The sequence below is a fragment of the Klebsiella sp. 7-CIP_Kleb. genome (assembly GCF_050378655.1).
Classification (GTDB): domain Bacteria; phylum Pseudomonadota; class Gammaproteobacteria; order Enterobacterales; family Enterobacteriaceae; genus Klebsiella; species Klebsiella quasipneumoniae.
The window spans coordinates 1,039,343-1,052,585 of record NZ_JBNRLJ010000001.1; the positions used below are offsets into that span (position 1 = coordinate 1,039,343).

Genomic DNA, 13,243 nt, shown 5'->3' on the forward strand with positions numbered 1-13,243 from the left:
CTCTCCCCGATCCGCTGGCCAGCATTTCCTTAAATCTGATAGTCGATAGCGGCCTCTTCCGGCTCCATCGCCTGGCGCTTGATCTCATCCAGCGACAGTCCGGCATTGCACAATTCGATAAAGCGCCAGACGTAATTACGCTGCAGCTGGCCCCGCTTCAGTCCCAGCCACACGGTATTGGCATCAAACAGATGGCGGGTATCGAGGCGCGTAAAGGTGTCCGCTTCGCGGGCATCCCCGGACTGCTCGGCGACCAGCCCGACGCCCAGCCCCAGCTCGACGTAGGTCTTGATGACATCGGAATCCTGGGCGCTCAGCACAATATCCGGCATCAGCCCTTTGCGGTTGAAGGCCTCATCGATCCGCGAACGGCCGGTGATCCCCTGGCGATAGGTGATTAACGGCCAGCGGGCAATCGCCTCCAGCGTCAGAGGAGACACCTGGGTCAGGGGATGGTCTTTGGGTACCAGCAGGCTGTGATGCCAGCGGAACCAGGGGAAAGCCGCCAGCGTAGGATCGTTGCTCAGACGCTCGCTGGCGATGCCGATATCCGCCCCACCGTTATGCAGCAGCGCTTCAATTTCCTGCGGAGTGCCCTGCACCAACTCGACGCGAACGTCGGAGAACAGCTCGCGGAAGGCTTTAATCACCGGGGGCAGGCTGTAGCGCGCCTGAGTATGGGTGGTGGCGATGGTTAAGACGCCGGAGGCATCGTTAGTGAAGAGATCCGCCAGCCGCCGGACGTTGCTGGCTTCATTGAGGATCCGCTCGGCAATGGATAACAGCGCTTTACCCGGCTCGGTCATTCCTAACAGGCGTTTGCCGCGACGGATAAAGATCTCAATCCCCAGCTCCTCTTCCAGTTCCCGGATATGGCGGCTGACGCCTGACTGCGAGGTATAGAGCATATTCGCGACTTCCGTCAGGTTGTAATCCTGACGGGCCGCCTCACGGATAATTTTCAGTTGCTGGAAGTTCACCCTTTCCTCCGGGCCAATGGACTTAACGTATCTGCTATTGTTAAAGTCTGTTGTCCCGGGTAACAAATAATAAAAACCAGCAACTTATTCCTTAAGAGAATATAGCCTAACTCACCAGCTGCAGTTCACGGTTCTCCAGCGATGGACGGCTCACCAGAGACAGCAGGATCTCCTTCACCGCCTGCGCCTGCGGCGACAAACCGCCGCGCGCCGACATGTTCAACGACAGCGACAGGCTCATTGACGGCGTGCTAATCCGCGCCATCCAGCCGTTCGCCGCGCCGCACAGGGAGCGGGCAGCGGATTCCGGCAGGACCGTCGCCCCCATGCCGCTGGCGATGGCCGCGGTCAGGGTGGTAATGGATTCAATCTCGCCGATAATTTTCGCCGACAGCCGACGCAGGGTGAACGCTTCGGTGACCCGCGCCCGTACCGCGCTGTAATCGCGCGGCAGAAACAGGTTCATCTCCGCTACCGCCGTGAGGTCCACGCTCTGCCCCGGGCAATCGCGGGTACCGACCAGGTAGAGATCTTCTTTCAGCAGCGGCTGGCTGACGATGCCGGCCACCGGCGAACGCTCATACAGCACCGCCATATCCAGCTGGCCCGCCAGCAGCTTGTCATTCAGCGCCGTGCCGCTGCTCTCTTGCAGATAGACCATCACCTCGGGCAGTTCATTACGCACCGTCTGCAGCAACGGCATAGTAATGGCGGAGGCCGCCGTGCCCGGCGCCAGGCCGATCGAGACCTGGCCACGCAGCGTCTGACCGACGTTATTGACCGCCAGCTGCGCCTGCTCACACTGGCGCAGGATGGTCCGCGCATGGGTATACAGGATTTTACCGGCTTCCGTTGGCGTGACCCCTCGCTTAGTGCGTATCAGCAGCTGCTGGTCCATTTCACCTTCCAGGGTCGCGACCTGCTGGCTGAGGGCCGGTTGGGCGATGTGCAAGACTTCAGCGGCCTGGGTCAGACTGCCGATATCGACGATTTTCACAAAATATTTCAGTCGTCTTAAGTTCATTTTGCCTCCTGTAAGGAACGCCAGCGTTAACGCTGGAAGTATGATGAAACTGGTTTTGCAATTTGCTTGCCAGCTTTTCATTTCCGCTGCCGCTGCCCGCCACAGGCGGTGTTATAAGGGATAGTGATAGCAATCCGGTTTTTATTTGCCTGGTAAGCAGATTGCGGTATGCCCCATTAGGGGTACATTCGCACTACAACGGTGCAATCTGCTGAAAAAAACAGCGCACGAGTGAGGGTTGTTGAAATTGTCAGCAGTCGAACGCAATTCTTTGAATCAGGCTTTGACAAGGCCGGGTGGCATCGTTAATATGCGCCCCGTTCACACGATTCCTCTGTAGTTCAGTCGGTAGAACGGCGGACTGTTAATCCGTATGTCACTGGTTCGAGTCCAGTCAGAGGAGCCAAATTTAAAAAAGCCTGCTTTCGAGCAGGCTTTTTGCTTTTCCGCGCCAGCTGCGCGGCCGGAGGGCGAAGGCTCCCCTCCAGCAATGGCGCCCCTAGCGCAAACTCTCTTCCTTCAGGTCTATCTCCCGCAGCACCTCATAAAAGGTGATATCGCTAATGTTGTGGGCGCGACGCAGCCGGAACAGCTCCTGACGCTGGGCGATAATGACCTCTCTTTGCATATATTTCTCCAGCCTGGCGCGCTTCGCCAGCTCCAGCCCGACGTCCTGCCCTTCGTCATTGTCGTTATAGTGAAGCCGACGCTGGTAGGTTTCCAGTAGCATATTACCGGCATCCGCCCGCAGGGCCTGCTCAGTGGGATCCTCCACCGGCTCGTCGAGTAGCGCATTTAGCCGGTTGATGGCCACTTCGGTCATGACGGCGCCAATATCGTCCTTGCCGGTGTCATGGGGTAAATCATCGGCAAGATAGCGGGTCATGAACGGCAGACCGATAGCCGCCACCACCAGCGACATCAGGATCACCGCCATTGAGAGAAAGATCAGCAGTTCGCGGCCCGGGAATGGTGAACCATCCGCCAGCACCGCCGGCAGCGTCAGAATACCGGCGAGCGTCACGGAGCCTTTAACCCCCGCCAGCGCCATGACGGCGAGGATGCTGAATCGCGGACGGACGGTGATGGCCTTGCCCCGGCGTTTACGGCGAAAAATGGTCAGCGTCATCGACAGCCATACCCAGGCGAAACGCATCAGACCGAGCGCGAGAGTGATGGCCACGGCGTACAGCAGCAGATACCAGGGCGAAGGGACGCCGGCCTGGCTGGCTACCGCCGGCAACGTCCTGAGCATGCGGGGCAACTGCTCGCCCAGCATCAGGAAGATCATCCCATTGAGGGTAGTCTGCAGCATGGACCACACCGCGCTGCTTTTCATCCGCGTCGCGGGAAGCCGTGGCCCCGACAGCTGCTCATAGTGCATCGCAATGCCGGCGGCGACGGCGGCAAGAATGCCGGAGACATGGAACGCCTCGGCCAGCAGGTAGGCGGCGAAGGGGATGAGCAGGCTGATCAGGATCTGGATGGCCGGCTCCTCGCGGGTGCGCCGCACCAGAAAGTTATTACATTTGCCGGTGACCCACACCACCACGAGCCCACTGAGGATGCCCCCGAACGCCATCAGGAAAAACTTCATCACCGCCTCTCCCGGTGAGAAGCTGCCGGTCAGCACCGCGGCGATGGCGAAATTAAAAGCGACGAGACCCGAAGCATCGTTTAACAGCGACTCCCCTTCGAGGATATGCGCCATCCGGGAAGGCAGCGGCGAGCTGGCGGTCATTGCCGATACCGCCACCGGATCGGTGGGTGACAGAATCGCCGCCAGGGCGAACCCCGCCGCCACGGTAATCGCCGGAATAAGCCAGTGAATAAACAGGCCAATACCGAGGATAGTCACCATCACCAGGCCTATCGCCAGCGACAGAATAGGCTTCATATCGCGGAAAAACGCGTCTTTCGGGATCCGCCAGCCATCGAGGAAAAGCAGCGGCGGGATAAACAACAGCAAAAAGATGTGCGGATCGAAATCGACCTGAAAACCACCGGCGGCCAGCGCGGCGCCCGCCGCAATCTGGATCAACGGCAGCGGCACTTTAACGGGCAGAAGATGGGAAATGAACACCGTCACCACGATGGCCATGATAAAGACCAGCACAATAGCGATTAGCGACATTCCTCCCCTCCTTTGACGGCAATATTCATTCTGTACATCAGGCTGTTATTCCTTTTTCGCAGGTGTGGTTTCAGCGGCGGGTTATTTATCCAGACGCCGATAATAAAGGACAGGCTTTCCTGTCTGGCGGCGTGTTTATTTAAACTGAGGTGGCAACCGGCGCCCGTTCAGGGGGGACAATGTGTTTTATCATGCCGGCATTGTCAATCCGCCATGGTCTGCAAATCATCGTCAGCCCGGCAATATAATCTCTACCATTCATCCTTATCATTCCGTGGCGACCAGAGAGATATATGGTCAGCGGAATAGCCTCAGCGGATTGATATTCTCTGCAGCAGCCGCGCGGAGAACCACACATTAATAATTGATGATAATCCGCGTCGCCTTCTGCCTCGAAATCCCGCCCTTCTCTGCCATACATAGCTTGCCCCCCACCGGGATTGGGGGTACCCTGACAAACAATTAAACCATACGGTCTAAATGATGAATCCCGCTACCTCCGCCAACCTGAAGCCCCGCCGCGGCCGACCTCCAAAGGCCGATCGGCAGTTTGTCGACACTCGCCAGGCGCTGATTCGCTCGGGCCTGGAGGTGCTGACCGAAACGGGCTATCTCGCGGCGGGGATTGATGCGGTAATCAAGAATATCGCCGTGCCAAAGGGGTCGTTTTACCACTGTTTCAAAAGCAAGGAGGCCTTTGGCCTCGCCGTGCTTGCCGCCTATGGCGATTACTTTGCGCATAAATTAGATAAATTCCTGCTGGACGACGCCGTGCCGCCGCTGGAACGGATGGCGGCCTTCGTGCGTGATGCCGGTCAGGGAATGGAGAAATACCAGTTTCGTCGCGGCTGTCTGGTAGGCAACCTGCTGCAGGAAGCTCCGCTGTTGCCCGAGGCATTTACCCAGCGGTTGCAGGCCATCCTGGCGGCATGGGAGGAGCGCGTGGCCCGCTGCCTGCACGAGGCGCAGGCTGCCGGGGCGATTGCCAGCGACACCTCACCGGAGGCGCTGGCCCAGGTGTTCTGGATCGGCTGGGAAGGCGCGGTGATGCGCGCCAGGCTGGTCCAGTCCGCCGCTCCCCTTAACCAGTACTGGGATTTCTTTGCGCACAATATGATGACAATAACACCTGCACAGGACGGCGATAGCGCCGATAACTCCCTTCAGACGAGGAATACTCAGTCATGAAAGCATTAGTTCTGGACCAGATTGACAACCGCACCGTGGCCGCCGTCAAAGCGATTGACCTGCCTGCCCTTGCCGAAGGCGACGTGCGGGTCGCCATCGACTGGTCGAGTCTCAACTATAAAGATGCCCTGGCGATCACCGGCAAAGGCAAAATCATCCGCCAGTTCCCGATGGTGCCGGGGATTGATTTTGCCGGCAGGGTAAGTGAAAGCCGCGATCCGCGCTTTGTTCCCGGCCAGGCCGTGATCCTCACCGGCTGGGGCGTGGGCGAAAACCACTGGGGCGGTCTGGCCACCGAGGCCTGTGTCAAAGGCGACTGGCTGGTTGCCCTGCCGGAGGCACTCAGCGCGCGCCAGGCAATGATCATCGGCACCGCCGGCTTTACCGCAATGCTGTGCGTCGATGCCCTCGTCAGTGCGGGCATCACCCCGGAAAGCGGTGATATCCTGGTCACCGGCGCCAGCGGCGGGGTCGGCAGCACCGCCGTGGTACTGCTGAAAGCGCTCGGCTACCGGGTGACAGCCGTATCGGGCCGCGAGTCGACGCACGATTACCTTCGCCAGCTCGGCGCCGACGCCATCCTGCCGCGCAGCGACTTCGCAGAGACCCGCCCGCTGGAGAAACAGCTGTGGGCGGGCGCGGTGGATACCGTTGGCGGCACGATGCTGGCTAAAGTGCTGGCGCAAACGCAATATCGCGGCTGCGTCGCCGCCTGCGGTCTGGCCGGGGGCTTCGATCTGCCGACCACCGTAATGCCGTTTATTCTGCGCAATGTGCGTCTGCAGGGGGTGGATTCGGTGATGGTGCCCACCGCAGAACGCGACGCGGTCTGGCAGCGTCTGGCCCAGCTGCTGCCGGAGGGCTACTACCAGCAGGCAGCCACCGAAATCACGCTGGAGCAGGCGCCAGCGTATGCCGCAGATTTCCTCAGCAACAATATTCATGGCCGCACGCTGGTCAACATCGGCCAGTAATTCTCTCCTCCCGGCGCCCCATGGCGCCGGTCCCCGGGGCGATCCTGACATATCATTTCCTTCCCCACGGGATTATGATGACGCGAACGAATGGCTTTGCGAGTGGTAAAGAACGTAAATGGATGTCATAAGCATCATTATGGCGGCGGGCAAATCGTCCGTTGACGTCGCGCTGTATACGCTGTTGCCGATCATGGTGATCATGCTGATTATCATGAAATATCTGGAGGTCCGCGGCATCCTCGATGTGATTGTGCGCTGGGTTGCGCCATTGCTGAAGCCCTTCGGCTTAACCGGGATGAGCGCCTTCGCCCTGATCCAGATTAACTTTGTCAGCTTCGCCGCCCCGCTGGCCACGCTGTCGATTATGGACAAACGCGGCGTTTCTGACCGGCAAATGGCCGCCACGCTGGCCATGGTCTTCGCCATGGGGCAAGGCAACGTCTTCTATCCCCTCACCCCTTTCGGCCTCCACTGGCTGGCCTCGATCGTTATCTCAGTGGTCGGCGGCCTGTGCGCGGCCGCCGTCGCCTGGCACGTCACCGGACGGCGCTTATCGGTCGCCGAGAATCCTCGCGCGGAAGCGCTGCCCAACGCCGAGCAGAACAGTCAGGGCATTCTGGCGGTGATCAATAGCGCCGGCTCCGACGCCATCCGCCTGGCGCTCGGCGCGGTGCCGATGCTGATCCTGTCGTTAACCATCGTCGGACTGCTGCAGGGCGCTGGCGCCATCGACCTGCTGCAGCAGCTGCTGAAACCGGTGCTCGGCTGGCTGCACATTCCGCAGAACTTTGTGCTGCCGGCGCTGGTGAAGTGCGTCGCCGGAGGCACCGCTTACTTTGGCGTCATTTCCGAGCTGATCCAGCAGGGCAAAGTCACCGTCAGCCAGGTCAACGCCTCGGCAGGCCTGCTGATCCAGACCTTCGATCTGCCCGGAATCGGTATTTTCCTCGGCATCAGCTCACGGTTTGTCCGCCTGTTTCGCTTCGTGGTTCCCGCGGCGATCGTCGGCATTCTGCTGCGCACCGTCCTGCACCTGAGCCTCTTTTAACGCCTGCGCGCTGGCCTGCGCCTTCAGGCAGGCCACTACCGCCGCTTGCTCGCCGCAGGCGATATGCTCATCGACGCGCGCCAGCATCCACGGAAAGAAAGGATTAGAGGTGACGCGCATTAACGTCTCCAGCCCCACGCTCAGCGTTCCGGTTTCTCCACGCAGTGAAATGGTGCCCAGGCTAATGCCGTAGCGGTTCTTCTCGTCCGGCTCGCGGCCATACAGCGAGTCGCTCAGGGGAAACGGCACCGCCACATGCGACAGGGAGTACATATCCGCCGGCCAGGCAAGGTGTAGAGGATAACGATGCTCTTCCCGTTCCTGGGCCAGCGTAGTGCGGGCGACGGTCTGCAGCGTGTGCGCCGTCGCGTTGGTCACCACCGTGGTGGTATAGGCCCTCGGCGCCGGCGGCAGCAGCGTATTCACCGCCGCATAGAGCGCGGGACGGAACAGGACCCGGAGATCCGCCGCTTGGTTTATGTCGAACACCACCAGCTCACTGCCGTTGTCCGGCAGGTAGCGATACAGGGACTCCACCACCGCCCGGGTGCTGACGGTGGAATCCATCACCGACTGAAAGGTGAGGACTGGCGGCAGCGCTTTCAGCTCCCCCTGACGGGACGCGCGAAGAATCTGCTGCTGCAGCGCCTGGCTTAACAGCCAGGACTGTCTCGCCGCTTTTACCGGAAAAGAGTTGTACTTGAACGGGTTAAATTCAGGCGCCACGTTTAGCCAGGCCGCACGGGCAAACGCCGGGAAGATGGACGGCAGCCCGGCGAGACCGGCAAAACGGGCAAACGCCGTCACGCCGATCATCGGCGACAGCAGGATAATCTGCTGCGGCTGGCGTAAATGGCTGTCCTCCAGGCTATCGAGGGCATACTTGAGCGCCAGCGCGCCGCCGTTAGAGTAGCCGACCAGATGCAGCGGCACGTCCGCCCCGGCCAGGCGCGTCGCTTCGCGCACCGCCAGACGCGTTGCCGCCAGCCAGGTCTCCCAGTCAACGGCGGTTAACGCCCCCGGCGCGGTGCCATGGCCCGGCAAACGCGGCGCCACCGCCACATAGCCCCGCTGCCGCCAGAGTTGCGCCAGATAGCGCACGCTGTAGGGCGAATCGGTCAGGCCATGGAGCAGCACCACGCTGCCGCGCGGTTTGCCCTGCGGCAATAGTACAAAAGAGCGGTTCCAGTCCTGCGTAAACTGCCCCGGCCAGACCCGGCTATGGCGATAAAAGCGGTTGACAGGGGTTTTATCTTCTTCCGGCAAGGCCTCTGTCACCTCGCGCTGAAGATCGGCGAAAATCGTTTTCTCCCGCGCCAGATACTGGGCAAAGGTCGCCTGGTCGATCTCTTTGGCCGCCATCTCGTTGCCATGCCAGGTATGCCAGGAATGCAGCGCGGGGCCGCGCTGGGACTCATAGATCCGTCCGGCGAGAAACACCACCAGCAGCGCCAGCACCGCAACGATCCCTTTTTTTAACAGTGAGCCAATAACGGCGCCTGACGTTCGCCAGTGGCGTAAAACATGCTTCATGACGCTCTCTCTATTATTTTTCGCATAGCCGAACTCAGCTGCCCTATTCCTGACAGGCTATTTTCACTGTCTGCTTCTCAGCATAGCCATCGGCTCCGGCAAATTAAACCCGGCAGATCATTCATGTTCAGCGAAAAAAAGCCTACCGCTGAGATCAACGTTAGGTCGCCTATTTTTAAACACTGTATAAACCAAGGGGATAATCTTATTGTCAGGCCTTCAGGAAACATGAATTATCGGCAGGGATGTGATCAGGACAGGAAGATATAGATGGAGTGGTGGGTAAAAAAAGTGAGAAAAAATTCAATGACCAGCCCCTGCTGCGTCGTGCTTCAGAGCGGTACATTAGCGATGATTGCTGAAATTGAAGCCTGTCGCCTTCACCTGCAGGAAGGCGATAAACTTACTCCGCTGGCCGATGCGCGTTATTGTCTGAATAATAACCCGACACAGACGTTGAAGATCCTCAAAGCAACCCATTATAGCAGTGAGCGCTGGGCAAACGCCGGCAAATAAATCGGGTCCGACCCCTTTGCCAGAGATGATCGGGGTCTCTTCGCATCTGACAGATAAATTCCCCTTCGCCCTTTTCACGCTGTGACATACTATCGGGAATGTCAGCAGACCTGAAACAAGGAGCGAATCATGAATAACAAGGCCGCCAGTCTGACCCCGGAACAAGCGCTTGCCGAGCTGGAAGCGCGCTATGAAGCCTCGGTCACGGCATTACGCAAAGCCATCGGCGACTATATCGACCATAATACGCTCCCCGATACCGAAGCCCGCGCGGAAGGTCTTTTTGTCTATCCGCAGCTCTCGGTCTCCTGGGACGGCGCCGATCATAAAGCCCTCAAAACGCGCGCCTGGGGACGTTTCACCCATGCAGGGTGCTATACCACCACCATCACCAATCCGAAACTGTTCCGCCACTATTTGCTGGAACAGCTGACGCTGCTGTATCAGGACTATGGCGCGCATATCAGCGTCGAGCTGTCGCAGCATGAGATCCCCTATCCTTACGTGATAGATGGTTCCACCCTGACACTCGACCGCTCGATGAGCGCCGGTCTGACGCGCTATTTCCCTACCACCGAGCTGTCGCAGATTGGCGATGAGACCGCAGACGGCCTGTTCCATCCTACCGAGTTCTATCCGTTGTCGCACTTTGACGCCCGCCGCGTCGATTTTTCGCTGGCGCGTCTGCGGCACTATACCGGCACGCCGGCGGAACACTTCCAGCCCTACGTGCTGTTCACCAACTATACCCGCTACGTGGATGAGTTCGTCAGCTGGGGCTGCAGCCAGATCCTCGATCCCGACAGCCCGTATATCGCTCTCTCCTGCGCCGGCGGGATCTGGATCACCGCCGAAACCGAAGCGCCGGAGCAGGCCATTTCCGATCTGGCGTGGAAGAAGCACCAGATGCCGGCCTGGCATTTGATCACCCACGACGGCAAAGGGATCACGCTGATTAATATTGGCGTCGGCCCGGCCAACGCCAAAACCATCTGCGACCACCTGGCGGTGCTGCGCCCGGATGTCTGGCTGATGATCGGCCACTGCGGCGGCCTGCGCGAAAGCCAGGCTATCGGCGACTATGTGCTGGCCCACGCCTATCTGCGCGACGACCATGTACTGGATGCGGTGCTGCCGCCGGATATCCCCATCCCCAGCATTGCCGAAGTGCAGCGCGCCCTGTACGACGCCACCAAGCAGGTGAGCGGGATGCCGGGCGAGGAGGTGAAGCAGCGGCTGCGTACCGGGACGGTGGTCACCACCGACGACCGTAACTGGGAGCTGCGCTATTCCGCTTCCGCGCTGCGCTTTAACCTCAGCCGCGCGGTGGCTATCGATATGGAGAGTGCGACCATCGCCGCCCAGGGCTATCGCTTTCGCGTCCCCTACGGCACGCTGCTTTGCGTCTCGGACAAGCCGCTGCACGGTGAGATCAAGCTCCCCGGTCAGGCCAACCGCTTCTATGAGGGGGCCATCTCTGAGCATCTGCAGATCGGCATCCGGGCTATCGACCTGCTGCGCGCCGAGGGGGATCACATGCACTCGCGTAAGCTACGCACCTTCAACGAACCGCCGTTCCGCTAACCGGTGACGTGGGAATAAAGAGGAAAACGCTGGCGTTCCCCGCAGGGGAGCGTCAGCGCTCGGGTGAGCGAAACAAACGTCCCGGCGGTGACTCCGGGTTTTCGTCCGCAAGGAAACAGGCAGACAGAAAAGCAAAAAGCCTGCTCGAAAGCAGGCTTTTTTAAATTTGGCTCCTCTGACTGGACTCGAACCAGTGACATACGGATTAACAGTCCGCCGTTCTACCGACTGAACTACAGAGGAATCGTGTGAACGGGGCGAATATTAACGATGACGCCGGACGCTGTAAAGCCTGTTTTTAATAAAATGAATCGTTTGCCGAATTATTCCTCACTTTGCGCAAAAAATGGCGCTTATCCTGCAAATGGATCAGGTTTCCGGCGTTGAGGCCTTAACCCGCGGGTACTTCCACAGCCAGCGACCGCTCACCATGCGGAAGTAAAACAGCGCGCCGCGCACGGCCCAGTCGAGCACCATCCCTAACCAGACGCCGATCACCCCCATCCCCAGCACGATGCCCAGCGTATAGCCCGCCACCACCCGACAGCCCCACATACCGAGCATCGACACCCACATGGTATAGCGTACGTCACGGGCGCCTTTGAAGGCGCAGGGTAAAGTCCACGACAGCGACCAGATCGGCATAAACAGGGCGTTGAGCCACAGCAGCTGCTTCACCACCTCTTTTACATCCTCTTCATGGGTATAGAAAGAGGCGATAAAGCCCGCGAACGGGGCGCTGCCCCAGGCAATCAGCGTCAGAATAATGGTCGACAGCCAGAACACATGCCAGGCCTGGAATTCCGCCTGACCAATCTGCCCTTTCCCCAGCCGCTTGCCGGTGATGATCGTCGAGGCGGAGCCGAGGGCGTTGCCCGGCAGGTTAATCAGCGACGCCACCGAAAAAGCAATGAAGTTGCCGGCGATAACGTTGGTGCCCATCCCGGCGACGAACATCTGGGTCAGCAGCTTACCGCCATTGAACAGAACCGATTCGATACTGGCCGGGATGCCGATCCCCATCACCTCCCAGATAATGGCGAAGTTAAAGGGTTTGAAGTAGCCTTTCAGCGACAGCCGCAGCGCGGGATTGAGGCCCACCATCAGCACCCAGATAGTGGCGATGGCGCCAATATAGCGGGCAATGGTCAGCCCGAGACCGGCGCCGACAAAGCCCAGCCCCGGCCAGGAGAAGAGGCCATAGATGAGCACGCTGCTGATTAGGATATTGAGGATGTTCATCCCGCCGTTGATCAACAGCGGGATTTTAGTGGTACCGGCCCCGCGCAGCGCCCCGCTGCCGATCAGCGCAACCGCCGCCGCCGGATAGCTCAGCACCGTCAGCTCGAGATAGGTCAGCGCCAGGTCCTTGACCTGCGGGGTGGCATCGCCGGCGACAAAATTAATAATTTCCTGACCAAAGGCGTGGATCACCCCCGCCAGCACAATGGAAAACAGGGTCATAATGGCCAGCGACTGGCGCGCGGCCGCTCTCGCTCGCCGCCGATCTCGCTTGCCGAGGCTAAAGGCCACCACCACCGTGGTACCCAGATCGATGGCGGCAAAGAACGACATGATCACCATGTTAAAGCTATCGGCCAGACCCACCCCGGCCATGGCCTCTTTTCCCAGCCAGCTGACAAGGAAGGTGCTCAACACCCCCATCAACAATACGCAGGCATTTTCCAGCAGAATGGGCACAGCGAGGGGGCTGATTTCGCGCCAGTACAGCACACGATAACGCTGACGTTTTTTAAACCAGGATGTTCGTTCGACGGCCTGGCGTACGGCGGAGGTGACGTTCAAGAGAGACCTTAGTGAGAGATGTTGAAACAACATTTCAAATGATGATCGAGAAATGGATATCCTGCAAAGTATTTTTCCGTAATAATTGTCGGAAATGACAACAAATTGTTGATGGAAGCGGCAGTTGCACCTGAACGGACGAATTGATGTTTGACAAAAGATTTTTCGCCGCTAAGATACGACTCCACACGATTCCTCTGTAGTTCAGTCGGTAGAACGGCGGACTGTTAATCCGTATGTCACTGGTTCGAGTCCAGTCAGAGGAGCCACATTTAAGAAGCCTGCTTTCGAGCAGGCTTTTTGCTTTTCTGCGTCTCTGGCCTTAACGCAGAATCGCATCCAGCCCGGCAAGCACCTCATTGACAACGGCGACAGGTATGCGTTTCAGACGCTTGCCTTTCGCTACCGCCGCCCTACGCCCCAGGTATCCTCCATGAACACGCCGCCGCTCAG

The 13,243-nt window shown here is 59.1% G+C and carries 11 protein-coding genes, 3 tRNA genes and 1 pseudogene; 7 read left to right on the forward strand and 8 right to left on the reverse strand.

Features of this window, described 5'->3' with window-relative positions:
• Nucleotides 1-29 precede the first annotated feature (29 nt).
• A complete protein-coding gene (cbl, locus tag ACQUTI_RS05165) occupies nt 30-980 on the reverse strand; it encodes an HTH-type transcriptional regulator Cbl (protein ID WP_004180456.1) in 951 nt (316 codons plus the stop codon).
• 106 nt (nt 981-1,086) lie between these two features.
• The gene (nac, locus tag ACQUTI_RS05170; RefSeq protein ID WP_004203498.1) at nt 1,087-2,004 is read right to left on the reverse strand and encodes a nitrogen assimilation transcriptional regulator NAC; all 918 of its coding nucleotides are present in this window, start codon (nt 2,002-2,004) and stop codon (nt 1,087-1,089) included.
• Nucleotides 2,005-2,334: 330 nt separating this feature from the next.
• Here nac and ACQUTI_RS05175 point away from each other — a divergent pair.
• A tRNA-Asn gene (locus ACQUTI_RS05175) sits at nt 2,335-2,410 on the forward strand.
• Between the two features lie 93 nt (nt 2,411-2,503).
• On the opposite strand, the gene ACQUTI_RS05180 is transcribed toward ACQUTI_RS05175, so the two are convergent.
• On the reverse strand, nt 2,504-4,138 hold the full coding sequence (locus tag ACQUTI_RS05180) for a Na+/H+ antiporter (RefSeq protein ID WP_004203499.1): 1,635 nt from the start codon (nt 4,136-4,138) through the stop codon (nt 2,504-2,506).
• Nucleotides 4,139-4,277: 139 nt separating this feature from the next.
• Nucleotides 4,278-4,559, reverse strand: coding sequence for a hypothetical protein (locus ACQUTI_RS05185; RefSeq protein ID WP_135698797.1), 282 nt, complete (start codon nt 4,557-4,559; stop codon nt 4,278-4,280).
• Between the two features lie 62 nt (nt 4,560-4,621).
• Here ACQUTI_RS05185 and ACQUTI_RS05190 point away from each other — a divergent pair.
• The 3 genes and pseudogenes from ACQUTI_RS05190 (at nt 4,622) to ACQUTI_RS05200 (ending at nt 7,351) form a co-directional block, all read left to right on the forward strand.
• Nucleotides 4,622-5,447, forward strand: a pseudogene (locus ACQUTI_RS05190) (TetR/AcrR family transcriptional regulator).
• Entirely contained in the window at nt 5,386-6,300 is a 915-nt protein-coding gene (locus tag ACQUTI_RS05195) for an MDR family oxidoreductase (RefSeq protein ID WP_223171745.1), read from the forward strand. Before ACQUTI_RS05190 ends, ACQUTI_RS05195 begins: the two are co-directional and overlap by 62 nt.
• Nucleotides 6,301-6,418: 118 nt before the next feature.
• Nucleotides 6,419-7,351, forward strand: coding sequence for a nucleoside recognition domain-containing protein (locus ACQUTI_RS05200; RefSeq protein WP_004203502.1), 933 nt, complete (start codon nt 6,419-6,421; stop codon nt 7,349-7,351).
• Here ACQUTI_RS05200 and ACQUTI_RS05205 read toward each other — a convergent pair.
• Nucleotides 7,262-8,884 carry an alpha/beta hydrolase gene (locus ACQUTI_RS05205; protein WP_135698799.1) on the reverse strand — a complete coding sequence of 541 codons (1,623 nt, stop codon included), beginning with the start codon at nt 8,882-8,884 and terminating at the stop codon, nt 7,262-7,264. The two genes, ACQUTI_RS05200 and ACQUTI_RS05205, sit on opposite strands and share 90 nt — an antisense overlap.
• 270 nt (nt 8,885-9,154) lie before the next feature.
• Here ACQUTI_RS05205 and pmrD point away from each other — a divergent pair, with 270 nt between their 5' ends.
• Together pmrD and ACQUTI_RS05215 are read left to right on the forward strand one after the other, a co-directional pair.
• A complete protein-coding gene (gene pmrD, locus ACQUTI_RS05210; RefSeq protein WP_004203504.1) occupies nt 9,155-9,400 on the forward strand; it encodes a signal transduction protein PmrD in 246 nt (81 codons plus the stop codon).
• Nucleotides 9,401-9,529: 129 nt separating this feature from the next.
• A complete protein-coding gene (locus tag ACQUTI_RS05215) occupies nt 9,530-10,984 on the forward strand; it encodes an AMP nucleosidase (protein WP_004203506.1) in 1,455 nt (484 codons plus the stop codon).
• A 167-nt stretch (nt 10,985-11,151) separates the two neighbouring features.
• On the opposite strand, the gene ACQUTI_RS05220 is transcribed toward ACQUTI_RS05215, so the two are convergent.
• From ACQUTI_RS05220 to ACQUTI_RS05230, 3 genes are all read right to left on the reverse strand, one after another.
• Nucleotides 11,152-11,227: transfer RNA gene (locus tag ACQUTI_RS05220), tRNA-Asn, on the reverse strand.
• 126 nt (nt 11,228-11,353) lie between these two features.
• A complete protein-coding gene (locus ACQUTI_RS05225; protein ID WP_167878462.1) occupies nt 11,354-12,790 on the reverse strand; it encodes an EmmdR/YeeO family multidrug/toxin efflux MATE transporter in 1,437 nt (478 codons plus the stop codon).
• Nucleotides 12,791-12,798: 8 nt separating this feature from the next.
• Entirely contained in the window at nt 12,799-12,978 is a 180-nt protein-coding gene (locus tag ACQUTI_RS05230; RefSeq protein ID WP_219633510.1) for a DUF5951 family protein, read from the reverse strand.
• Between the two features lie 5 nt (nt 12,979-12,983).
• On the opposite strand from ACQUTI_RS05230, the gene ACQUTI_RS05235 reads away from it, so the two are divergent.
• Nucleotides 12,984-13,059, forward strand: a tRNA-Asn gene (locus ACQUTI_RS05235).
• Nucleotides 13,060-13,243: the final 184 nt, after the last annotated feature.